At 31.5% G+C, this 21,963-nt stretch carries 30 protein-coding genes and 4 pseudogenes; 30 read left to right on the forward strand and 4 right to left on the reverse strand.

Going from position 1 to position 21,963, the window contains the following annotated elements:
* Nucleotides 1-21: 21 nt before the first annotated feature.
* From AC3WTA_RS19300 to AC3WTA_RS19360, 13 genes and pseudogenes are all read left to right on the forward strand, one after another.
* Nucleotides 22-477: a DUF600 domain-containing protein gene (locus AC3WTA_RS19300; protein ID WP_492332968.1), complete on the forward strand. Its 456-nt coding sequence runs from the start codon at nucleotides 22-24 to the stop codon at nucleotides 475-477.
* Between the two features lie 56 nt (nucleotides 478-533).
* Nucleotides 534-1,055 carry a hypothetical protein gene (locus AC3WTA_RS19305; RefSeq protein ID WP_000415781.1) on the forward strand — a complete coding sequence of 174 codons (522 nt, stop codon included), beginning with the start codon at nucleotides 534-536 and terminating at the stop codon, nucleotides 1,053-1,055.
* Nucleotides 1,056-1,142: 87 nt separating this feature from the next.
* Complete coding sequence (locus tag AC3WTA_RS19310; protein WP_000347046.1) at nucleotides 1,143-1,610, forward strand: Imm30 family immunity protein; 468 nt, start codon at nucleotides 1,143-1,145, stop codon at nucleotides 1,608-1,610.
* Between the two features lie 12 nt (nucleotides 1,611-1,622).
* Nucleotides 1,623-2,162 (forward strand): T6SS immunity protein Tdi1 domain-containing protein, encoded by a 540-nt coding sequence (locus AC3WTA_RS19315; protein ID WP_000411576.1) that lies wholly within the window; start codon nucleotides 1,623-1,625, stop codon nucleotides 2,160-2,162.
* An 85-nt stretch (nucleotides 2,163-2,247) separates the two neighbouring features.
* A complete protein-coding gene (locus AC3WTA_RS19320) occupies nucleotides 2,248-2,733 on the forward strand; it encodes an immunity protein YezG family protein (protein ID WP_001100263.1) in 486 nt (161 codons plus the stop codon).
* Nucleotides 2,734-3,251: 518 nt separating this feature from the next.
* Nucleotides 3,252-4,928, forward strand: a pseudogene (locus AC3WTA_RS19325) (VaFE repeat-containing surface-anchored protein); the annotation flags it as partial.
* A 238-nt stretch (nucleotides 4,929-5,166) separates the two neighbouring features.
* Nucleotides 5,167-5,442 (forward strand): hypothetical protein, encoded by a 276-nt coding sequence (locus AC3WTA_RS19330; RefSeq protein WP_001039210.1) that lies wholly within the window; start codon nucleotides 5,167-5,169, stop codon nucleotides 5,440-5,442.
* Nucleotides 5,443-5,537: 95 nt separating this feature from the next.
* Entirely contained in the window at nucleotides 5,538-6,107 is a 570-nt protein-coding gene (locus tag AC3WTA_RS19335; RefSeq protein WP_001028688.1) for an imm11 family protein, read from the forward strand.
* A 143-nt stretch (nucleotides 6,108-6,250) separates the two neighbouring features.
* The gene (locus AC3WTA_RS19340; protein ID WP_000513841.1) at nucleotides 6,251-6,685 is read left to right on the forward strand and encodes an SMI1/KNR4 family protein; all 435 of its coding nucleotides are present in this window, start codon (nucleotides 6,251-6,253) and stop codon (nucleotides 6,683-6,685) included.
* Nucleotides 6,686-6,831: 146 nt separating this feature from the next.
* Nucleotides 6,832-7,257 (forward strand): Imm30 family immunity protein, encoded by a 426-nt coding sequence (locus AC3WTA_RS19345; protein ID WP_050552142.1) that lies wholly within the window; start codon nucleotides 6,832-6,834, stop codon nucleotides 7,255-7,257.
* A gap of 254 nt (nucleotides 7,258-7,511) precedes the next feature.
* Entirely contained in the window at nucleotides 7,512-7,967 is a 456-nt protein-coding gene (locus tag AC3WTA_RS19350) for a YrhA family protein (RefSeq protein ID WP_000267971.1), read from the forward strand.
* Between the two features lie 59 nt (nucleotides 7,968-8,026).
* Complete coding sequence (locus AC3WTA_RS19355; protein WP_000444064.1) at nucleotides 8,027-8,524, forward strand: ankyrin repeat domain-containing protein; 498 nt, start codon at nucleotides 8,027-8,029, stop codon at nucleotides 8,522-8,524.
* A gap of 91 nt (nucleotides 8,525-8,615) precedes the next feature.
* Nucleotides 8,616-9,089, forward strand: a complete 474-nt coding sequence (locus AC3WTA_RS19360) for an Imm30 family immunity protein (protein WP_000377534.1) — start codon at nucleotides 8,616-8,618, stop codon at nucleotides 9,087-9,089.
* A gap of 184 nt (nucleotides 9,090-9,273) precedes the next feature.
* Here AC3WTA_RS19360 and AC3WTA_RS19365 read toward each other — a convergent pair whose 3' ends face one another.
* Complete coding sequence (locus tag AC3WTA_RS19365; RefSeq protein ID WP_000900623.1) at nucleotides 9,274-9,528, reverse strand: SunI/YnzG family protein; 255 nt, start codon at nucleotides 9,526-9,528, stop codon at nucleotides 9,274-9,276.
* A gap of 312 nt (nucleotides 9,529-9,840) precedes the next feature.
* Here AC3WTA_RS19365 and AC3WTA_RS19370 point away from each other — a divergent pair, with 312 nt between their 5' ends.
* The gene (locus AC3WTA_RS19370) at nucleotides 9,841-10,173 is read left to right on the forward strand and encodes a DUF3895 domain-containing protein (protein ID WP_001071918.1); all 333 of its coding nucleotides are present in this window, start codon (nucleotides 9,841-9,843) and stop codon (nucleotides 10,171-10,173) included.
* A 96-nt stretch (nucleotides 10,174-10,269) separates the two neighbouring features.
* Nucleotides 10,270-10,626 carry an Imm3 family immunity protein gene (locus tag AC3WTA_RS19375; RefSeq protein WP_000656081.1) on the forward strand — a complete coding sequence of 119 codons (357 nt, stop codon included), beginning with the start codon at nucleotides 10,270-10,272 and terminating at the stop codon, nucleotides 10,624-10,626.
* Between the two features lie 252 nt (nucleotides 10,627-10,878).
* Here the strand turns inward: AC3WTA_RS19375 and AC3WTA_RS19380 are convergent, their stop codons facing one another.
* Together AC3WTA_RS19380 and AC3WTA_RS19385 are read right to left on the reverse strand one after the other, a co-directional pair.
* Nucleotides 10,879-11,262: a DUF1433 domain-containing protein gene (locus AC3WTA_RS19380; protein WP_000758188.1), complete on the reverse strand. Its 384-nt coding sequence runs from the start codon at nucleotides 11,260-11,262 to the stop codon at nucleotides 10,879-10,881.
* A gap of 83 nt (nucleotides 11,263-11,345) precedes the next feature.
* On the reverse strand, nucleotides 11,346-11,723 hold the full coding sequence (locus AC3WTA_RS19385) for a DUF1433 domain-containing protein (protein ID WP_000728340.1): 378 nt from the start codon (nucleotides 11,721-11,723) through the stop codon (nucleotides 11,346-11,348).
* 58 nt (nucleotides 11,724-11,781) lie between these two features.
* Between AC3WTA_RS19385 and AC3WTA_RS19390 the strand changes: the two genes are divergently transcribed.
* From AC3WTA_RS19390 to AC3WTA_RS19445, 12 genes and pseudogenes are all read left to right on the forward strand, one after another.
* Nucleotides 11,782-12,957, forward strand: coding sequence for a coiled-coil domain-containing protein (locus tag AC3WTA_RS19390; RefSeq protein WP_098653481.1), 1,176 nt, complete (start codon nucleotides 11,782-11,784; stop codon nucleotides 12,955-12,957).
* Between the two features lie 12 nt (nucleotides 12,958-12,969).
* Nucleotides 12,970-13,353, forward strand: a complete 384-nt coding sequence (locus tag AC3WTA_RS19395) for a hypothetical protein (RefSeq protein ID WP_000968638.1) — start codon at nucleotides 12,970-12,972, stop codon at nucleotides 13,351-13,353.
* A gap of 227 nt (nucleotides 13,354-13,580) precedes the next feature.
* Nucleotides 13,581-13,863, forward strand: a pseudogene (locus AC3WTA_RS19400) (pentapeptide repeat-containing protein); the annotation flags it as partial.
* 180 nt (nucleotides 13,864-14,043) lie between these two features.
* Complete coding sequence (locus AC3WTA_RS19405) at nucleotides 14,044-14,502, forward strand: toxin-antitoxin system YwqK family antitoxin (protein WP_098653482.1); 459 nt, start codon at nucleotides 14,044-14,046, stop codon at nucleotides 14,500-14,502.
* Between the two features lie 161 nt (nucleotides 14,503-14,663).
* Complete coding sequence (locus tag AC3WTA_RS19410; RefSeq protein ID WP_001044974.1) at nucleotides 14,664-15,152, forward strand: SMI1/KNR4 family protein; 489 nt, start codon at nucleotides 14,664-14,666, stop codon at nucleotides 15,150-15,152.
* Between the two features lie 61 nt (nucleotides 15,153-15,213).
* Nucleotides 15,214-16,002: an Imm47 family immunity protein gene (gene imm47 / locus AC3WTA_RS19415; RefSeq protein ID WP_000418150.1), complete on the forward strand. Its 789-nt coding sequence runs from the start codon at nucleotides 15,214-15,216 to the stop codon at nucleotides 16,000-16,002.
* Between the two features lie 171 nt (nucleotides 16,003-16,173).
* A pseudogene (locus AC3WTA_RS19420) lies at nucleotides 16,174-16,725 on the forward strand (SUKH-4 family immunity protein).
* A gap of 72 nt (nucleotides 16,726-16,797) precedes the next feature.
* Nucleotides 16,798-17,061 carry a hypothetical protein gene (locus AC3WTA_RS19425; RefSeq protein ID WP_001016549.1) on the forward strand — a complete coding sequence of 88 codons (264 nt, stop codon included), beginning with the start codon at nucleotides 16,798-16,800 and terminating at the stop codon, nucleotides 17,059-17,061.
* A 13-nt stretch (nucleotides 17,062-17,074) separates the two neighbouring features.
* A complete protein-coding gene (locus AC3WTA_RS19430) occupies nucleotides 17,075-17,713 on the forward strand; it encodes a hypothetical protein (protein ID WP_000474007.1) in 639 nt (212 codons plus the stop codon).
* Between the two features lie 4 nt (nucleotides 17,714-17,717).
* Nucleotides 17,718-17,866: pseudogene (locus AC3WTA_RS19435) on the forward strand (SecY-interacting protein Syd); the annotation flags it as partial.
* Nucleotides 17,867-17,894: 28 nt separating this feature from the next.
* The gene (locus AC3WTA_RS19440; protein ID WP_002203540.1) at nucleotides 17,895-18,317 is read left to right on the forward strand and encodes an immunity 22 family protein; all 423 of its coding nucleotides are present in this window, start codon (nucleotides 17,895-17,897) and stop codon (nucleotides 18,315-18,317) included.
* Between the two features lie 209 nt (nucleotides 18,318-18,526).
* Nucleotides 18,527-18,988 (forward strand): Imm30 family immunity protein, encoded by a 462-nt coding sequence (locus AC3WTA_RS19445; protein WP_000379842.1) that lies wholly within the window; start codon nucleotides 18,527-18,529, stop codon nucleotides 18,986-18,988.
* Between the two features lie 67 nt (nucleotides 18,989-19,055).
* Here the strand turns inward: AC3WTA_RS19445 and AC3WTA_RS19450 are convergent, their stop codons facing one another.
* Nucleotides 19,056-19,763 carry a DNA alkylation repair protein gene (locus tag AC3WTA_RS19450; protein WP_000346322.1) on the reverse strand — a complete coding sequence of 236 codons (708 nt, stop codon included), beginning with the start codon at nucleotides 19,761-19,763 and terminating at the stop codon, nucleotides 19,056-19,058.
* A 290-nt stretch (nucleotides 19,764-20,053) separates the two neighbouring features.
* Here AC3WTA_RS19450 and AC3WTA_RS19455 point away from each other — a divergent pair, with 290 nt between their 5' ends.
* From AC3WTA_RS19455 to AC3WTA_RS19465, 3 genes are all read left to right on the forward strand, one after another.
* Nucleotides 20,054-20,392, forward strand: a complete 339-nt coding sequence (locus AC3WTA_RS19455; protein ID WP_000831562.1) for a DUF4064 domain-containing protein — start codon at nucleotides 20,054-20,056, stop codon at nucleotides 20,390-20,392.
* A 100-nt stretch (nucleotides 20,393-20,492) separates the two neighbouring features.
* Complete coding sequence (locus AC3WTA_RS19460; protein ID WP_000587860.1) at nucleotides 20,493-20,822, forward strand: hypothetical protein; 330 nt, start codon at nucleotides 20,493-20,495, stop codon at nucleotides 20,820-20,822.
* Between the two features lie 56 nt (nucleotides 20,823-20,878).
* The gene (locus tag AC3WTA_RS19465; RefSeq protein WP_492332969.1) at nucleotides 20,879-21,835 is read left to right on the forward strand and encodes a DUF3994 domain-containing protein; all 957 of its coding nucleotides are present in this window, start codon (nucleotides 20,879-20,881) and stop codon (nucleotides 21,833-21,835) included.
* The last annotated feature ends 128 nt before the right edge of the window (nucleotides 21,836-21,963 follow it).

Here is a 21,963-nt window from a genome sequence, read left to right on the forward strand (position 1 = left end):
TCTAAGGAGTGAAAAAGTAGTATGAAAGAATTTGAGGAAAAGTTTAGTGAATTACAAGCTGATATGATATCTATATGTATGGAATATGTTGAAGATAGAGCGGATAAAGTGTACGTTTATGCTTCGCGTGAGGAAGGAATTATTTCGGGAAGTTTCTTTTATTGCATTAACAATAAATATGTAGAATGTCATAAAGTAAATGATGCATTGGAAGATGGAGACGGAAGATATGATGTGTCTATCAAAAGACAGTCTATAGTATTGCGCATTATATGTGAAGATATTGAGAGAATTGAAGAATTATGCAAAGGGTATGAGCGTGACATGCCAACTGAGATGAAATTAATATATGATGTTCATAGTGGCAAGTTTAAAGCTCAATATAAGTATGATTTAGTATATACGAATGATGAAGTTAAAACAGCTAGCCATATTGCTGATGAGTGGTTTGAGGAAGTGAAAAATAATAACCTTTAAAAGGGGTACAGTAATAGTTATATCTTGGTTAAATAGATAATGAGTGGGAGTAGAAAATGGAGAAATCAGTATTAGAAAAAATAGAATTAATTAAGGATATTTTAGGTAATGATCCATTTTGTTTGCTTATTGGTGAAATTATAGAGGTAGAAAAAACGGATGAAAAATTAGAAGAAGGCCCTTTGAAAGATTATAATTTTATTATAAAAAAATATGAAATGTTGAACGGTGGAGTAATTACTATATATGGTCATCTAAAACGCGAAAGTATTCAATTTTATACGGAGGACATGCCAGGTGGTGCTGATAAGTGGATTTGTATAGGGAAAATTGAAAGATATCCATTGTTTATTAATAAGATGAATGGAGAAGTTTCTTGTTTGTATGGAGATTTAATTAATCAAAATTTTATTATTGAGTCATATGGTGATTTTAATAATTTCTTACAACATTATTATGTAGGAAAAAGATATTGTGAATTAGGTAATAAGTTTGTTCAATTTGGAGGAATTAGTGAAACCGTAGGAAGCAAAGAGGATGATTGGTATCAGTTATTAGAAAGTAATGGTTTATTATGATAGATTAATTGAACGTATTATGAACATAATGATGTGAAAATATGTGGAAAATTATAATAATGATGTTATAAAAAGGTGGAGAAGTCAATGGATTTTAATGAGGGAATATCAACTTTATATAAAATGCGTTTTCTAGAGAATGAAGGGGATGATATTGAAGTTTTTGAGAGTATTCTCAATGAATTAGCGAATAAAGGGACAAATGATATAATTCCTGATCTATGTATAATTTTTGAGGATGATATGGCTGTGCCATCAGCGGGTGACTACCTTATTGAAACGATTTTTTATATTGCTGAACATTCCGGGCGAGAGGAAGGGCTATACAAATTAGCTATTAGTATTCCTAAAATGTTACCTCATGCAGAATTCTGGGCGGAAAGAATTCATCGGACACTTTTACATTCAAAAGATTTAGTCGTATCGTATATGAATGTTTTAGAAAATATAAATAGTTCAACAAAGCAAATAATTAAAGGGATTCTTCTTGAGATAAAAGAGGACGACCCAGATTTATATTTAGAAAAAGGAAATTCAATCTTAGAGAAATTGTGATAAGGGGATACTATGGAAAAGATAAGTGATTTTATATGTTTCGAAAAGTCGTCACAAGAGATTGTTGAAAAGTATACAGGTAAAGTTCCTGAACAAATAATAGCTTTATGGAAACAATATGGATTTGGAAGTATGTTAAACGGATATTTAAGGTTGATAAATCCAGAAGAATACTTAGATATATTAAAGGAAAGTTATATCCGTTATGAAGAGGCTATCCCGGTTTTTACAACAGGTATGGGAGATATTCTTGTGTGGGAAAATAACTATTTATTATTACTTAAGTATCGAAAAGGTACGGTAGATGTAGCAGGTGGAAAATTTAAGTTTTTCTTTAAAAATACGAAAGATGACTATTTTTTAGAGAAAGTATTGGATTGGATGCCTTACAAACAGGCAATACACAGGTACGGAAGCCTTGAAATTGATGAATGTTTTGGTTACACACCGTTACTTCCATTAGGTGGATCAGAAAAAGTAGAAAACTTACAAAAGGTTAAACTTATCGAGCATGTTTATTTCATTACTCAATTTATAGGTCCAATAGAATAATGAACGAAGAAACTGGAGGCAAGATAAAGAGGCTTTCAGATTTATTATTTTGACAAAAGGATATTACTGTAAGGGAGTAAAGTAAATGAATGTAGAGAACGTGGAAAGTATTTATCAAAAAGTAGTTATGCAGTTAAACAGTATTATTCCAGAACCGTGGGAAAAAGTAATGGTATATTCAGAAGTTGATGAATATAGTGATTCGACGGTATTTTTCTACTATCCAAAAAATAAGCAGGAACCGATATACAGTTTAGATATTGAAGATATGGAAGGGATTGATGAAGATGAGACTGATCACCAATTAAATCTTCTTGACAGTATCTTTAGAGAGTTATGGGAAGAATTTAAAAGAAATAAGAAGGAACCATGGACTAATGTAACATTTGAGTTATACTCTACTGGTAAGTTTGATGTTGAATTTGATTATACTTTATTAGAGGAAGAAAATAATTATAATCATTATGAGAGATTACTTATATGGAAGTATAAAAAGTTAGGAGTTTCTCTTGATGAAAAGAGAGAAAGTGATGTGAAACTAATTAGAGAATATATTCATACACAAAAATGATCTTTACTAGGGTTATAGATATAAGGTGTTTGAAAATAGATATCCTATGATAGCTGTCCTATCATAGGGTAGGTGTCTCATTTTTTACTGTATCGAATATCTCATCTCATACGTTTTTATACTTATTATCTATGGTTACACACAACTCATCGTTTACTCTTGCCAACAACCTATTTTCCTCAATGATTCTCACCGAATCATCTTTCATGTATAAATTAAATCGAGCACGTAATTCCTAGTTTGTTTCAGGAAATACGCTTCATTTCATAACAAGTCATTGGCAAATCCCAATAATCAAAATTTGGAAAATTAAAATAAAATGTTAAAGTATGTAATTATTTGTTTTATAATGGAATTGTGTTTTGGTAAGAATATTTTAAATGTTTGTAATCTAAATCAAACAGGAGGTTGTAAATATGGGGAGGAAATATGTAATTAGGATTCTAGCTTTACTCTCTGTCATATCTCTTTTCTTTAACTTAATGTTACCAAAGGCTAGCGCAGAAATTGAAAAGATTCCATCATTGAAAACAACAGCAACAAACAAAGCTGATGGCGGAAAAGAGATGCATGCAAAGGAGTCTATCACGATCCAAGACAAAGTAGAGTACACTAACTTAGTTGTTGGTAAAGAGTACACTGTAAAAGGTAAACTAATGAATAAAGTTATAAATAAGCCATTATTAATTGAAGGAAAAGAAGTAACAGCTGAGACTAAGTTTACAGCAAAAGAAACGAATGGTTTTGTAACATTAGACTTTCCTTTCGTTGGTGCAGAACAACAAGGAAGAGAAGTGGTAGTGTTTGAAGAACTATATGAAAATGGTGTTTTAGTGGCAACTCATGCTGACATTAATGATGTAGGGCAAACGGTTCGATTCGTAGAACCAACAATAAAGACAACAGCAACAAACAAAGCGGATGGTGGAAAAGAGATGCATGCAAAAGATTCCATCACGATTCAAGATAAAGTGGAATACAAAGATTTAATCGTAGGGAAAGAATATGTTGTAAAAGGTAAACTAATGAACAAAGTTACGAACAAACCATTATTAATAGATGGAAAGGAAGTAACAGCTGAGACTAAGTTTACAGCAAAAGAAACGAACAGTTTTGTAACATTAGACTTTCCTTTCGTTGGTGCAGAGCAGCAAGGAAGAGAAGTGGTAGTGTTTGAAGAGGTATATCAAGACGGTGTATTAGTGGCGATTCAATCTGACATTAACGATGTGGGGCAAACGGTTCGATTTGTAGAACCAACAATCAAGACAACAGCGACAAACAAAGCAGACGGTGGAAAAGAGATGCATGCAAAAGATTCCATCACGATCCAAAATAAAGTGGAATATAAGGACTTGATCGTAGGAAAAGAATATGTTGTAAAAGGTAAATTAATGAACAAGGTTATGAACAAACCATTATTAATAGATGGAAAGGAAGTAACAGCTGAGACTAAGTTTATAGCAAAAGAAAAGAATGGTTTTGTAACACTAGACTTTCCTTTCGTTGGTGCAGAGCAGCAAGGAAGAGAAGTAGTAGTGTTTGAAGAGGTATATCAAGACGGTGTTTTAGTGGCAGTTCAATCTGACATTAACGATGTAGGGCAAACAGTTCGATTCGTAGAACCAACAATCAAAACAACAGCAACAAACAAAGCAGATGGTGGAAAAGAGATACATGCAAACGAATCTGTCACGATCCAAGATAAAGTGGAATACAAAGACTTAATCGTAGGAAAAGAATATGTAGCAAAAGGTAAACTAATGGATAAAGCAACAAAGAAACTTTTACTAGTTGACGGTAAAGAAGTAGCAGTAGAATCTAAATTTACTGCAAAAGAGAAGAATGGTTCTATCACACTTGATTTCACATTTAATGCTTCTAAACTACAAGGTAAAGAAGTAGTAGTATTTGAAGAGCTATATCAAGATGATATTTTAGTAGCAATCAATGTTGACATTGAAGATGCAGGCCATACGGTGAAGTTTAAAGAGAAAAAATTAGGAAAACCACAGCCAGAAAAGCCACAGTCAGAAAAACCGCAATCGGAGCAACCTAAAACAGGAAAAACATCAAAAGCAGGAACATTACCAGCTACAGGTGGAAATATGTACTTTACGTGGTTCTCAGTCGGAGCCGGTCTTTTGTTATTAACTCTTGGAGCAATATTATTTATGAAACGTAGAAATGCATAATTATTAAATAGTCTTTTAGACAGAAGATATGGATAGGAAATAAAGTCATAAAGAAAGGCTCTCTTTTGATTCGTTTTTTCAAAAGAGGGTCTTTTCTTAGTAACATGCTGGTTGGTAAACGAAATGTTACTAAGGAATATATGTATAGAACTAGATACAAGTAATAGTTGAGGAAAGGCCATTGTTGGAGTGGTGAAAAATAGAAATAAAATTTATGATAATTAAATAGGAGGACATAGTGAACAAGAACAGGCAGTTAATTCAACAAGTAAAAGTCGTGATACATAAGTTGGAGAAAGACTATGTGAAAGATATTAATAGTGGTATTTTACAATTAATATATAAAAGATATAAGAAAGCGTTAGAAATATTAGAGAATAACGAGGATATTAAGGGAATAACCATTGTGGGGGGCGTACGTGCATATATGGACAGTCACAATGATTATCCACATACATTATTAGAAGAATTACATAAAGCTGAAACAATCGCCAAAGAATTAACTAACAGATAGTGATAGAGGAAAAACAAGAAGTGATAAAATAAGGGAGAAGTTTTATAAAAAGCAAAATATAATTCTTGTAATGCTTGAGAATAAGGAGAGCTATTATGAATATATGGCAACTAACAAATCTATTAGGTAATGATGAAGTAACTACTTATAATGAAAGTGGACAAGAAGTATTTGATGATGGATTTAATGGTACACCTATGCTTAGTACATGGAAACCTATTCAAATGAAGACATATAAACATATGGAAAAAGCCGATTTATTAAGTTTTGAAGGAGAGTCATTTCCTACCCCACCTATTTTTACAAAAAAAGCTATACATATTTTAAATGATTTAATAGAGAATCAAGTAGAGTGTTTGCCGCTATTACATGAGACATATAGTTGTTATGCTGTAAATGTAACGAATATTTTTGAGTGTGTGGATCATAAAAAATCAGTTCCTACTAAATACGGTGGTTATGATGAGTTTATCTTTATCCCAGAAAAAGTAGAAAATCAGCATATATTTCGTAATAGTAACACGCAACATTCATTAGGAGATTTCCCTATTACATCTGTAGAAATATTTGTATCAGATGCTTTTAAAGAAAGAGTTACAAATAGTGGATTGAAAGGGTTTCGTTTTAAATTAGTATGGGAATCTGATGAGAAAAATGATGAATAAGAAATAGAAAATAATCCAATGATACGCCCAACGTCAATAGAAGATTTTAAAACACATATTCAGTAGCATTTGACTTTAATCGAGAGAATACTTGTAAATAAAATAGAATTCAGCCTTTTTTCTAGTATAAGGGGGGATAGTTTGTGGGAAAAGATGAAATTGCAAACTTATTAGACAGTATGTTAGATAAAGAATTAGAGGATTTAGATTCCCCTTCAGATAATGATTGGAGGGAACTGGAGAAAAAATTTGGATGTCAATTTCCTAAAGAATTTAAATGCTTTATTGAACTAATGTCTGAATATGTATTTCCAGGGGATATTTTAAATGTTTCTAGTGGTAAGACGAACGGAAATGATACTATTGAATTTATTTATGATTATGAAATGAAAGAAGGTTTTTGGAAAAACGAACTAATCCCTTTTTATAGTATAGGTAATGGAGATTACTTTTGTCTTCATTCAAAAGAGGGCCAGCGAACGGGAGTTTACTTTTATTTTCATGAAGAACATGGTGTAACTAAGGAAGCGGATAATTTTGAAGAATGGTTAAATCAATTACCAACCTATTTGAATTAATAACTAAAGATAGATTTGTATTCTAGAAATTAATTCTTTTATTAAACTATAAATTTTTTGAAACTCTTCAATAAACTCTACTCAAAGTATGGAGGGAAATAAATGTCATTAGAAAAAAGATATTTATTTTAAAAAGAATACGTTTTCTGGATCATGAAGATGATAGCATTGAGCTATTTGAAGAAATCTTAAATGAAATATTGCAAACGGCAGATAATAAAGTAATTATTGATTTGTGCAGTGTATTTCATGATGAAATAGATGAACCTTCGATTGTTGGTGATTTAATTGAATCGATTTTTTATATAATCGAAAAAAATGGAGTTGAAGATGGTTTAAGTAAACTGATTGAAGGGATAAGCATTGTTTTGCCACAAGCTAAATATTGTGCTAAAAGATTCTATAGAAGTCTTCTAGCTTCAGATGATTTTATTATTCCATTTATTAATGTATTGAAGAAGGCTAAAACTACAAATAAAGAAGGCGTTATTAAAATTTTGAAAGAAATAAGTGAGAAACAGCCACAACAATATTTTGAAAAAGTTGATTTGATTTGTAAAGAGGTTATTTAATACTTTAATTATAAAATAACTCGAAAGTTTGCATGTAGGATCATGAAAATCGCTTTAATATGTTTCATTAAAATATCAATCTAGATAAATTATATGGTTAATACTAGCTAGAGTGGCTTCGGAAAATATTTGAATAGCACGCCAAAAGCAATGGGCAATTTGAAACCAATCCTTGTAATGGGGCGTACTATTGAGGATTACTTTGTGTAATTCTAGCCTAAAAAAGGATTGAATATTTATTAGAAGGTGAAGTTATGTGGAGAGAGAAGATTAGTCATATATCCAAAATAAGAGAGAAACGAAATCGAAAATTCAATTTACCTATCAACGAAAAGGAGTTATCAAAATTTCGTAAATCTGTAGTAGAAAAATTTGGTGAAGATGTCCTGCCACAGCAGTACTGTGAATTTTTAAAAACAGTTAATGGAATTGAATTTAATGGATTAATAATATATGGGATTGACCAAAGTTTTTTAGATTTTAAGCCAATAAATCAGGTAGATAGTTTTTTTGATGCTAATGAAATATGGGAATCAATTAAAGAAGAAGATGAACTGATTTTTTTCGGAGATTCAGATATAGCTTGGTATTGTTATAATGTTTCCAAAAAGAAATTTGTTGAACTAGACAAGCCTTCAGGCGAGCATATGGAAACTTTTTGCGATTTTGATACTATGCTTAAATCTGCTCTCTCAGCAGCACTTAGCTAAATGTATCGTAGTCAATGTCTAACTGTTTAATCTAGATGAAAATAGTGCAGGGGGATTCTATGGAAAGTAAGGGAAAAGCGATAAAAATCTATGATTTCATTAAAAAAGGGGGTATAGAACAAGCGAAAGAGATCATTATTACTGATAAAAGTTTGCTTGATTTTGTAACGCCTTATGGAACGTGGCTACATGCTGCGGCTAGAGCTGGTGAACTGGATATGATAAAATTTCTTGTTGAATCTGGTATGGATATTAACCTTAATGAAGGTGTACCAAAGTCAGCGCCTATTGCACATGCAGCTAGTGAAGGTGAAATTGGTATTGTAGAGTACTTATTTGATAATGGTGCAATATTAGATGTTAGTGATCCAAATAGAAATCCTCTATTCTCAGCGATTTATGGTGGGCATCTTAATATTGTAAAGTATCTTGTTCAGAATGGTATTGATAGTACTGTAAAGTATACAGGGGATACTATGAAAGAGCTGGGAGCTTACGAATTTGCTATTGAAAGAGGAGAAGTAGAAATTGCTGAATATTTAAAAATGTACACTTGAGATGGAAGCCATATATTGATGTAATAGAAAAGTTGAAAACTAATGATCATATTAATTTAATTATCCAATTCATTTAAAAGGAGAAATTTATATGGACAGCAAATCTGAGATCAAGAGATTATATAGTTGTAGATTTTTAAAAAATCAATCGGAATGTGAAGAGTTTGACAGTGTATTAGAAAACTTAGCAGATTGTGATGATGAGAAGCTTATTAAAGAGTTGTGTATAGTATTTGAGGATGAAACACAAGAGGAAGAAGTTATGTTTGGTCTAGTTCATTTTATTGAAGATTTTGAAATGGGAAAATATCTAACAGAGATGCCTAAAGCTTTACCAAAAATGGTTGAGAGTGCAAAAGAGTGGGCAATGCTACTAAACATAAGAATTTTAAATAATGATTTATATAGAAGTGAGTATGCTAAAGTACTTGTAGGAATGAATCATGATATACAACTAACGATAATTAATTTACTTAATGAAATTATTGCTGATAACCCTAAAAGATTTGAGAGGACTGCCAATGAGGTTCTTAGTCAATTACAAGGAGTTCATAAAAATAAATAAGAATTGTAGAAATACTGTATTATAGATAAAACTAAGAATACCCTAGCGAAGAGCTAGGGTGTTTGTGTTATATAGTTTCACCATATGCTTCCGAATTAGGAGCAGGAGTAATCAACGAACCTTTTGTAGCGTTTCCTATAATAGAATGAAAGTGTTTAACGTTTAAATATAGGAAGAAAAACAATTAAGCTTTTATTTTGTTTAAAATGGTTACTCTATTAGTAGTGAATAATAAATAATTTTGCTTTACTGTCTTAATTAAAATACGATCAGTTGTACCATATGCTGTTCCAATTCGGATTACGCTTTTTTCTTCAACACCAGCATATGTATTATCTTCTGTTACCTCAGTGATTTCACATAATGGAATATGGATTTTAGAGAATTGCCATGAAATAATTAGTTCATCTTTTGTTTTTTCGACATGAATACCTAACATGTTACCAGAACCTTTCTATAATAAAATTTTACTCGTACTATTTTATTATACAAATTTATAAATCTTATTTCTATTTTTTTACAGAGAGTATACAATTAACAACGAGAAAATGTTCATAATTACTTTCATTCCTCTTATAACGAATTCTACAATAGAAAACAGAACATATATTTGGTATAATCGAAATATACTATATGAAACGATGTACATGAGTTTGAGATTTATGAAAAAAGGTAAGTAATACATAATAATACATACGCTATAGGATTCAGTTCATGTTATACAAATCAATCGTTAGAAAGGAAAAGAAGTATGAATCAAATTTCATTCGAAGATTTATTTGAAGAAGAAAACAAACCAGAAAAGGTGGAGGTAGCTGAGATTCCCGTACCTTTATCGCCCTTACAAAAGGATATTTTAGAATTAATTAATTCTGAAGAAATAAGTGCACTTGAGTTATGCGAACAATTAATACGAGCTGGTAAAATATCAGATGAAAGATTCACAACGAATAAGCCTAAAGCATATGGGCAAGTATGCTTACTATTAGAAGGTTTTGTTAAAGAAGAAAAGCTTATTTTTGTCAAAAGTGATGAGAAAAGAGATAGAGTATATAAATTGAAATACGAAGATTCTAACGAATAAAATGTATAAAGTATAGAAATGAAATAAGGAAGTCCTCATATTTGTGTTGAAAGAGTATTTTCACATAAGCGTGGGGATTTTTTTGAGGGAGGATGTATGAAAGATTGGGAGTATAATGAATTATTTCATGCAATTCGGGAGGCGTATGAAGAGTTATTAGATGAAGAGAGAGGGTATCGATATGCTATAGCAAAACTAGCGGATGAATTTGATAATTTAGGAAAGATTGAAGATGTTATCGTTGATACTGCCATAGGCGAAATAGCAGTCGATCATCATATAGTTTTTATTGGGCGTATTAAAGGTATAACAAAGAGGCTAAGTATGTTTAACCTTCAAGAGGCAGAAGGTGAATTAACAGTAGAGGAAATAAAAGATTTATCGATAAGAATGAACAATGTAATAGAAGAATTGAAAAATGTAAAGAGTGATTATAAATCTTCGGTTGAATAGTTCATGTTTCTGCAAAGGTAAGAGACATAGCTAAACAAGAGAATAGAAATCGCTGCATACATAAAACGTAAGATAGATGAGAGATAATAAAGGTTGGAAAAGGAATAAGACTAAAATAAAGAGATTAATAGGCATACGGTTATCAAAAATAAAAAAATTTATCTTATAGATAGTTAAATGGTTATTACTATATTACAAATAACCAACTTTTGTTTTATTTTTTATAGGAGAACAAAAGAGTAATCGTAAAGACTACTCTTGGATTTTTTTCTTTTCTTTCTTTTCGATTTCGGAAACGGAATTTTCAGGGTCTTTTATAAGTTTTCCCAGTTCTCCAGAACGTGAAAATTTATCTTCGAAGTTTTCTGTAGTACTGATACTAGCATCAAACCATAGATTTTTATCATCATTTATATATCCTTCTATAGAAGGAATTCCCATTGGACTTATTTTATGTTCTATAAATGTAATAGATTTTACATCCTGAATATTATAACGAATATACTTTTCTACACGTGCTTCTTGTGCTTTCCAAAATTTTTCCTCTTCTTCTTTATGTTTTAAGTATTCCAAAGTAAAAAATCCTCCTGCTATGAGCACCAAAGCAGATACAATCAAAATAACTACTTTCTTCATTAGAAATTCCCCTTATAAAAAACTTACCATTACATTCTTTTTAAAATGGGATAGGGAAGACAAGAGTAGTGCAGAGACTATTCTTATTTCTTTTCTTTCTCTTCCTTTTCAATTTCGGATACGGATTTTTCAGGGTCCTTTATAAGTTTTCCTAATTCCGCAGAACAATCAAATTTATCTTCGAAATTTTCTGTAGTACTAATACGAGCTACAAAATCTAATTGTTGGTTATTATTTATATACCCTTTTAGTCTAGGAATGCCCATAGGACTAGTTTCACGTTCTGTAAATGTAATAGATTTCACATCTTGAATATTATAATGAATATACTTTTCTACCCGTACTTCTTGTGCTTTCCAAAACTTTTCTTCTATTTCTTTTTGTTTTAAGTATTTCATTGTAAAATACCCTCCTGCTATAATACAAATAATGGATAAAATAATTACCAATTTTTTCTTCATAAAAGATCCCCTTATATTTCAATATAGTTAAAATATACCATGAAATGAGTTGAAACATATGAGTGAATTTAAAAAGAATGCAATTGCGACAGAGGAAGATTATTTCGATTTATCAGATGCCGTTTATGATGATCGAACTTTACATAAAGGAGCAGAAATAAAAGGACATAATAAAAGATGGGTAGTTATAGAATCAATAGATGCAGATTGTCAAAAAGTGAAAAATGGGTTACAAGCTATTGCAGTGGTGCCGAAAAATGATTATGAAGAGAATAAAACTCACTATGAAACTATAGTATTTGCATTTCGTGGAACAGAGCCTAAGCAATTAGCAGATTTCGAAACAGATATCGATCAAATTACGTTTGGAATTAAAACACATTCTAAAGTAATTACTCCAAGTAATAGTCAAACAGTAAAACCAGATTCTGCAACATCTTTTAATACCGGATTGGAATGGGTAGATAAAGTAAATGAAACATATCAGCCAACTTATGTGCATGCTACAGGGCATAGTAAAGGAGGCGCAGAAGCTGATTATGTTGCTTCGGAACGGAATTTTTATGCAACTACATGGGCTGCACCAAATCCTTATGGTTTGCTAAGTCCTGAAGCAAAAAAACGAGTAGATAGAGGGGAAATGGAAAACAAAGCTACGGATTATACACATGAGAATGACCCAATTGGTAACCATACTCAATTCGGTGCACCTCTAATTGGTAAGCAATTTACAGTGAGACAGAATGATACAAAAGAAGGTTTTTTTACACGTTTAACTATGGAAGGGCACGGCAGAGATACATTTAGAGGAGCATTTCATTCAAATGGAAGTCCCCAACTAAAATTAGAACCTGAAGATATTATAAGACAAGCACAAAAAATTCAAATGCTCAGTAATCGATTATCAGATATAGCAAAAAATATAGAAGAGTTTCAAAGAAGAGAAGCTGAAGCGGTTCGAAAGTTGAAAAGTCAATTAAAATATGAAACAGGGCCAGGTGGAAAATATCATCTATTAGAAGCATACGAAATAGATGAAGCCATCTCACGAATTGCCAAAACGAAAGAAGGTGGAAATGACTATTTCCACGATGTACACATGGCAGAAGAATTAATTCATCTTTTAAGAAAAGAACAAAAAAGTTTAAGTAGATTTGGGGACGAAATTAGTGATGCAGCAAATTCACTTAGGGATAAAGATAATCAATTAGCGGGGAATTTTCAGTTTAGATAAGGAGATAATTATATGATGGATTTTATGGGGGAAATTAAAAAGATAGAAAAGCAAATCGAAAGTGTTACAGGAGATTTAGCAGATCAGGTTGTTGAGGAGTTACAAGCTGCTAAAAAACAGATTGAAAGAGAAATGCAGCGTATGATGTTAAAAACAGAAGTAGGGTTTAAATCAATAGACATTATAAAAGAAGATACATATGCTCTTCAAAAAAACATAGGGGCATTTCATGAATTACAAACAAGTCTAAGAGATATAGCAGCAGAATTAGAGAAAAGTTTTGAAAGTAAAACTGGCAGTAAAATCAATGAAGAATTAAAAAAATATGAAAAACAAATTAACAACAACATTTTTAATGAACATGTTCACTTAGCAAACAGTTGTGGGAAAAAATAAGAGAAGAGGAAAAACTAAAGATAGTTTCTATTACTTTAATTTACTGAAAGAGATGCACTATGTAAATATGAGGTTTGGATTGAACAGAAAAGTGTGTCTGGTGATAAGTTATATGAATGAATAGATAATACAAATTGTATAGAAATATATGAGTTCGTTGAAGGTGAGAGTGAATTAAGGGGAAGGCTAGAGTAGGAAATAGATGTATTCATAGGAAGGATGCAGTTATGAATGAGAATAATAGAATAAGAGTCAGGGAAATATTAAATCGATCTCAATACAATGATGAAATAATAGATGGGCTAGATATGAGCAATGTAGACCTTACTTTTTTGATTTGTCAGAGGTGATGGCAGAGGATATTATGGCAAAACAAGTATGAGAGCATCGTTTTTTGATTGTGATTTTGAGTTTGCCGATTTCAGAAGCTGTAATTTAGAGGAAATACATATTGCAGATTGTAGATTTGGTGAAGCGGACTTCCCTAAAGTAAATATGAAATATGGTGAGAAGTAAATGAATTTTGAACATTTAAAGGCCTATAATGGATAGCATACGTTATAAACAAATATTAGAAAATACCTCTCATTGTATATAGAAATTACATAATAAAAATAGAAGTATATTACGATAAAAACTTACTTTTACAACAGCTTAACCATTAGCTAATATTGTAAAGGAGGATTGAAAATGTTAAATGATGTGTTAACGAAGGAGTATATAATACAGAATGGCCTTGAGTTTGAAGAGTGTTTAGAATATGGGGGACCTTATGGGCTAGGAATAGTAGAGTGTGCAGATGATGGTAAAGAAAAATTGTTTACTGGCTTAGCTTATGATGTTTATGAGAATGGAAATATAGAATGTTATTTCTATGTAGAAAATGTTGTTAAACAAGGAGAGTATGTGGAGTTGTATATGAATGGAAATATAAAAAGAATCAGCAATATGAATAGAAGCGCGGTTGAAGGCTACTATGTTGAATTTTTTCAAAACGGAATGAAGAAGCATGAGTCTGAATATATTGCGGGACGTGAAATGACTTTTAAAAAGTATGATGAACAAGGGAATGTTGTAAAACAAAAAATAGAACCAACTGAATTCGATATATTATATGCGGAAAAATTCAGTAGCGGTTTAAACAAGTAAGGAACACTACATTAAAAATATTGAATATTAATAAAATAACGAATTATAATTCGATTGAGAGATAGTCATAGAAAGATATATCGAAATATAGAAGTATGTTTATGGCGCGAACAAATATAAATGAAAAAAAGACTTGAGGAGATTCAGTGGGGTGGTAGGAGATGAATAAAGTAGAATGGAGATCACCAGATAAGCCTTTATTGCGAGAAAATGTAAAGAATGTGGAAAAAGAGTTGGGCATTCATTTTCCTTTAGATTATATAGAATGTGTAATGAAGAATAACGGAGCACATGTTAGCCCAGAAGTATTTGAAGTTGAGGGGAAGAGAAAAGTTTTTGGTACATTACTAACTTATGATATGGATGATGATGAAAATATTATTGAGGTATTCAATGACTACAATGACACATTACCGATTGCATTGGTGCCATTTGCATTTGACCCAGCAGGAAATTTAATTTGCTTTGATTATAAAAATCATGAAGAAGATCCAATTGTCGTCTTTTGGGAACATGAGGGAGCATGGGAAAAGGAAACATTGATGGAAAGTGAAGGGATTACGGCTGAGGAAGCAGAGGAAGTAGCGAGAGAACATGTATTTTTTGTGGCTAATCATTTTACGGAGTTTTTAAATAAGTTACATGATTAATAATATTATCCATATAAAATGGTTCGTATAAATGTAAGCAGTAATAAAAGGCGGGAGAATGATGGAATTAGAGCATTTAAAAAAAGATATTTGGTATGGAGAAATTTCTAATCATACAATTGAAACTCTTAAGTCTAGCTTAAGGGATAGTGCAACAGAGACAGAATGCTTTATTTTAATTAACGAATTGTTAAAGTTAGGTGATTTCTCCGTAAAGAGGTTACTAATTGAACTTATGAATAGTACTCGAAATGAGCTTGTTTTACATTTATGCACTAGACTATTTTGTTCAGTAGCTACTCACGATGATTTATTAGAAACGAATAATTTGAAATTCCTTTCAAGTGCTTCAGAGGATGGAGTTCATAATTTTGTAGTAAGTGCTGGTGAAACTCTTTCATATCATGTAGTACCATATCTTTTAGCGTTACTAGAAGAGTGGGAAGATACCTTTGTTGAAAAAGCTATAAGAAATGAACTTTCATGGATGCTTGGAATGGAGGACGAGTATTATGAAGTACCGTTAGAAGAGTTTAATGAAGCTTATTCTGTTTTTATCGAAAATAACGATACGCAAGAATATTATTATCGTAATAGACTATCTTTTCCTGGAGATTTGGCAAAGAAGTTAGTTTCGGAAGTTATGAGTTCTTTAAGAGATAGAACTACTTATAATGTTGTTACTATACCTTCCATTTTATCAATTTGGAGTGGAATCAAATGTCCTATTCAATACGATACGATAATAACAAATGAAAAAAATAGAGAGTTGATGTCATATATTGATGTTCTAACAAAGAAAGAATGGAAGATTGGTAAAAAGTATTTTTATGGACATGTAGTCGTATAAGAAAACGATACATGTGATGAATATAAAACATTCTATGGCACCCTGTTAAGGAGTGATTTTTACTATAACGGAAAGCTTTAATGGATGGTATGTTTTATGGAGGAAAATAAAAAAACAACTAGTAGCTCAACTAAATGTTAAAAGATATAAACACATCAAGAAGGTGAAAAAATGATACTACCAGAGAATTTTCGAGAGAAATGGGATGTTAATAAAGATGGCCCACTCATTACATTTCCTGAAAAAGAATTAATAAACAAAAACTTTTCAGCTGAAGTGAAACGATTTTTGTCTATAGGAGGCTTACCAGAAACACCGCCACTGTATTTAGAATTTACTTGATCTCAGTCTTTCGTAAGGTCTATTATAAATGTATTTCAAATGCCAGAAGAGTTTCGAAAATATTGGTATTTAGGAACAACAAGTTCTGGAGATCCAATTTGTATAATTGAAAAACAAGAAAAAATAGTATTTCTAAATAATAGTGATGCGTATAAAGAAGTGTTTATGAATTCTTCTATACATCAATTTGCAGCATGTTTATTAGTATATTCAAAAATGATTGATAAGGCAGTAGAAATAAATGGTGAGGATGCCTTTATCGATAATAATATACTAGAGTGTACAATAAGTTGGTTGAAGGAAGAATTGAAAAAAATTGATGATAAGTGTATGAAAAAGGGGTCTTTTTGGTTTATTGAAATTGAGAGCTTATATGAATAATTGGAAGTGAAAAGGGGGATATTCCGGTATTTTTATAGGTAGTAAAAAGTTATTCTAAAAGGAGTATATCGGGTGAATCATAGACGCAAGAAAAAGAAACCGAAACAAATAAGAAAAGAAGCTGTTCAGTTAAAACCGATAGTAGAAGAAGCAAAAACACTAAAGAAGAGTAGCAACAAGTTGGTTGATATTCTCCTAGGTATTCTTCTTTTCCCAATTCTTATATGGGCTGTCTTGGAAGGTTGTACAACACAATTAAGCAAAGGGAAGACTTTCCTTATTATCGTTTTCTTTCTCTTAATTGCAATAGGGTTATCTATGATAGGAAACGAATAAGGGGGAAATTCAGATGTTTAAGAAGAGGGAGAAAAAAAACATTTACGTTAGACTTGTAAACACACAAGGGGAAATTATTCGAGAGTTTGATTGTACAGAAAAAGACTTGCGAAAAGTAAAAGAAAATGGTGCTGAAATTCGTGTGGTTGGAGATAACTCATATGAGATGGTAGCAACCGATGAACAACTAGAAAAATTAGCAAGAGTCGAAGCGGAAATCGAAGCAGAAATTAAGGCATGGGAAGACGCTTTAAATGAGAGTTTGGATGAACGCGAAGAAAGAGAAGCAAGACAAAAGGAATTGAAAGAAAAGAATAAATGGAGTACAAAGAAGAAAGTGACCGTATTTGGGCTGATATTCTTTGTATTTATTGGATTACCTATTATCGAAGGGTATCAGAATAGTAAACTAGTTGAAGAAGGTACATCATTACATGCAGAAATTGTAGGTAGGCATGTAGAGAAGGAATTCATATTTACACACCCAACATTAGTAGTTGAGGTAGACGGTAAAAAGCATAATGTATGGGTAAGTGAAGAGACATATAACGGAGCAGAGTGGTTAGGTAGACTAAAAGTCATCAAAACAAAAGATGGTAAAGTGGAGAAAGACCCTAGATATGAGGGCGAAGACTTAATCACGAGTTATTAAGGGACTAGATAAGATTCCTATAGGGATAAAAGGAAATGGTTTACTAGTTGTTTTAAATAATGTAAGAGGAAAGAACGAATTCGAGGATTTCGAACGTGGATGTTTATAGAGGTTTCGAATAGTTTAAATGAGTTGATTTCTTGTTTGAGGCTATAAAAATAGTAAAGTAAAGAATGTTTATATGAATTATAGACCGGCTAGATGGGGTGGGAAAGTGGAATATAGTGGAATGGCTTCAGTTTGGTTTGGAATTTCTAAATCACTCCAAAATCTTGAGGAGTATGTCGATATAGATTACACGTTAGATGGTGATTCAGTTCATTCAAAGTTTGGGACGAGCTTTGAATTCGGTTATTATGATGAAGATAATATTGAAATTTGTTTTTATGAGAATAATAAAAGGTACGTTGAACATATTTTAAGTGATTTTTCTTATAGTGAACGAATTATTCCTAAAATAAAAAAGCTAGTAAATGGAGATAGTTTAGCGAACGATATTAACTTTGCTATTGTTCTTTATGATTTTAAATATAATGAAGCGAAAAGAGAAGATATGTTTGATGGTTTAGAGGTCACATTTATTGGTTCTATGCCGTACAGGTAGTTTGTACTATAAGCATTTCTATGAAGAGATCAAATACAAGGTAATTGAAGTAGGTTATCAGGATATTACTTTTTAATTTCAATACGTTTCAATAAACGCTTGTATATTACTTTAAAAATAAAAAAGCTGATTCACTGATGGAATTTATGATAAAGATCTATCGGGACAGTGAATATTTTGAAGATGAAAAAAAGAAAGGATAATCTCTTTTGGATACTAAAGAACATTTAAATCGATTATATGATAACCGTTTGCTAGAAAATGAAAATGAGATACAAGAGTTTAATGAGTCATGCATACGAGTGATTGAGTGTAACGATATTTCTATTATTCCAGATTTATGTTTAGTCTTTGATGATGATACTGAACAACCTGAAGTGATGTTTAGTTTGATTCATGGGATAGAGGGCTTATATGAAAATTATATAGAAGAGGGATTGAAATGTATTGCTACAGCTGCTCCGTCGATGATGAGCGGCGCTAAAGACTGGGTAGAGATTATACATTACAGAATACTTAATGATCCCCAAATAAGAACGGTGTATGGAAAAGTACTTTCGCAATTTGATTTATCCATTACAAGTAGCATTAAAGAACTATTATTGGAAATAAAAAATGAAGATCCTGATATGTTTAGTAAATCTATTAATGAAGTCATTGAGCTTATCTAATAGTCGAATAATCTCAATAAAAAAGGGTGTCAATCTTTCTCGAATTGACACCCAGATACGAATCTGTTTAACATCTTACATACTTACGTTTAAAACCAAGTCTTCCTCTATCAAGTTCTTTCTGAATACTCTCTGTAGCATGTAACAAACTGCTTTTTTTATTATCACGTTTGATTTCAACTATACCAACTTCTTTTGCAGTTTCGACTGCTTTTTCATGTAGTGGTACATATGAAATTGCCACGGTGTTTAGGAAATTATTCATAGCGGATTTTGTTCGTTCTGGAGAATGATGAATTGTATCTTTCACCATTTCAAGCATATCGGAAATTTTGCTTTCGGAAAACTCGTTGTCTTTGCGATTCCCTAAAAGCCAGCAGTAGCAACTCCAGCCGGCAGACATTTTAAGTTCGTCCCCACTTGCAATCCATGTATCAGCAACGTCTTGTGCAATATTTGACTCCGATAAAGTTACTGCTACTACATAATCAGATAGCATATAAAAATAAGCCCCATCTATCCAACGGTTAAAATCCGATTCACTCATAGCTTTTGGGTCGGCAATAATGCCTGCAAAATACATAGCATCGTAGTTGCCTGTGGCATAAAGTTCTTCAGCTAATTCTTGATTTAATTTTATTTTTTTAGCGATTGGTTTCATGGCACCTGTAGCTACGCCAAAAACTGGCTCGTGGGCGCCGTTAGATATGTATATTTTTTTCGTTCGTTCCTTACCTAGAGCCTCAAGTTCTTGCATAACTGTTTTAAAATCCATAGCTGTGCACTTCCTTCCTTCATGTAAAAGCCTTTTTAAGCCTTTCATATTTCTTATGTTAATACTAATTGTATTCAAGAGGTATGTCTACTTTCTAAAGGCATCGAAACCAGTTAGTGATTTTGAAGGATTTGATTTTGTAACTGCTACAAGCTATCTATAATGGTAAGAAGGTCACTGTAAGGTAAGGGAGAATGAAAAGTATGTATAGTTTTTCCAATAAATATTTGGTATGATGGTGAATGGGAAAAATATACAAGTTGTTAGTGGCTCATAAAAGGGGGATTGAATTGAAAAGAACGCTTGAATTCGTACTAGGTTTAATTGGTGGCATTATAGGAATTATTATTTCCATACTATTAATAGTTGTAGCGTTTAATATTATGGAAGGTTTTGATTATGAACTTTTAGCTTATTACTCTATTATTTTAACGGTTCAAATAGGGTTGCTTATTTTATCATGTTTAGTAAACAAGGTTAATAATAAAGTTTATGGAGTTTGTATGATTGTGATTCCTATAGTTATGTTATTTATGTCATTATTCTTTTTGCTTATTCCGACAATTTTACAAATTATATCTGGTTCATTTGCATTTAGAACATTAAAGTTAGAATCGAATGTAGGATAAATATAATTGTTTACGTCTGAATATTCGGTTTTTTTAATGTTTTCGTTTGCAGTTCAAATTAACATAAGGTACAAGTTGTACGCTTTAGGAGGAGAAATAAATGATTATTTGGTCTGGTTGGGGTTTTTTAGTCGCAATTATTGTAATTATTAATACTCTTTTGGGTAATGTTATCTTTGGATCTATAACAGGAGATACTACATATTTTCAAGACCATAGTTGGCCAATGGCGGTAATGTTTATTATATCAGGGGTTATGTCTTGGTATTTAGGAAAATATATTAATAAACCAGATGGGAAAGTTTATATAGATGCTGAAACTGGTGAAAAAGTTATGTTTAACAAAAAACACTCACTATTTTTTATAAAAATGGAATATTGGGGACCGATTCTAGGAGTTATTGCGATTGTAACTTTAATTACAAGATAAAAAAAGAGGATGGCTATAGTAAGAGTAATTTATTCAAGTAAAAGGAGAAATCAGTCATGAATGCAAAGAAACTACTAGGGGTAGCAGTTCCGGTCATGTTGTTATTTGGTTGTGGAGTGTCTGAGAAAACGAACACTTCTAAACAGGAGAAAACGGAAGAGTCTAAAGTAAAAGAATCGAAGTCTAATAGTAAGAAAGAAAAGGTTTCAAAGGAAGACTATCCTAATAAAGTGTATAAATTAGGGGTAGAGTTTGATAAGTTGTTTGCGGAGCATAACAATATTACAAGAGAGGTTTTTGATGGTAAGAAAAAGAAATCAGATGTAGTAGATAGTGTGAAAGAATTAAATAAAATGTTAGATAAATTCGAGTCGATAGATCCCCCTGTAGAGTATGTAAATCAACAAAAGGATTTTGAAAAAGCAATTGGTTATTTTAGAGATTCTTTTTCTTTAATAAATGAAGTATTCACCCGAAAAGAAAAAAGAGAAAAAGGCGATAAAACTGATAAAGAGTTAATCGAAAAATCCGAAAAGTTAGTGAAAGAAGGAGATATTTACTGGCTTAAGGCATTCAAAGATCTTGAAGGGGATATTAAAATCAGTGACGGTACAGTATCTGTGAAAGATTTGAAAGAGTTAGATAAGAAAGCTGGAATTAATACGGATAACGTTATGAAGAATGTGAAAGATGGTACGGAATTAATCGGTAATTGGGGATTCAAAGGAGCAGACGGTTTCATTATGTCACTCATTCTAAAAGGTGATAAGACATTTGAAACGTATGGTAAAGGTGAGTATCCAAATAAAAAGAATTATATTGAAGGAACTTGGGAATATGATAAGGAAGCTTTTACAATCTATTTACATCTCAATAAACGTTTAGTAGACGGTGTAGAAGATACAATTCAAAAAAAGAAAATAGCATATAAAGTTCAAGATTATGATGGGGAAAACTTACGATTATTTAATGAGACTTCATTCAATACAATTAAGTATGTGAAGCAAAGTTAAAGTTATGTAGGACTAGGTTTAAATGGCCTGGTCCTTAATTAAAGTGTGAGTATGTAAATAATATGTTATCTTTGGTTTTGTCTACTTAGTATCATGTTATTATTTAATAAAGTAATAAATGGAGTTTC

The sequence above is a fragment of the Bacillus sp. EB106-07-01-XG149 genome (assembly GCF_058791555.1).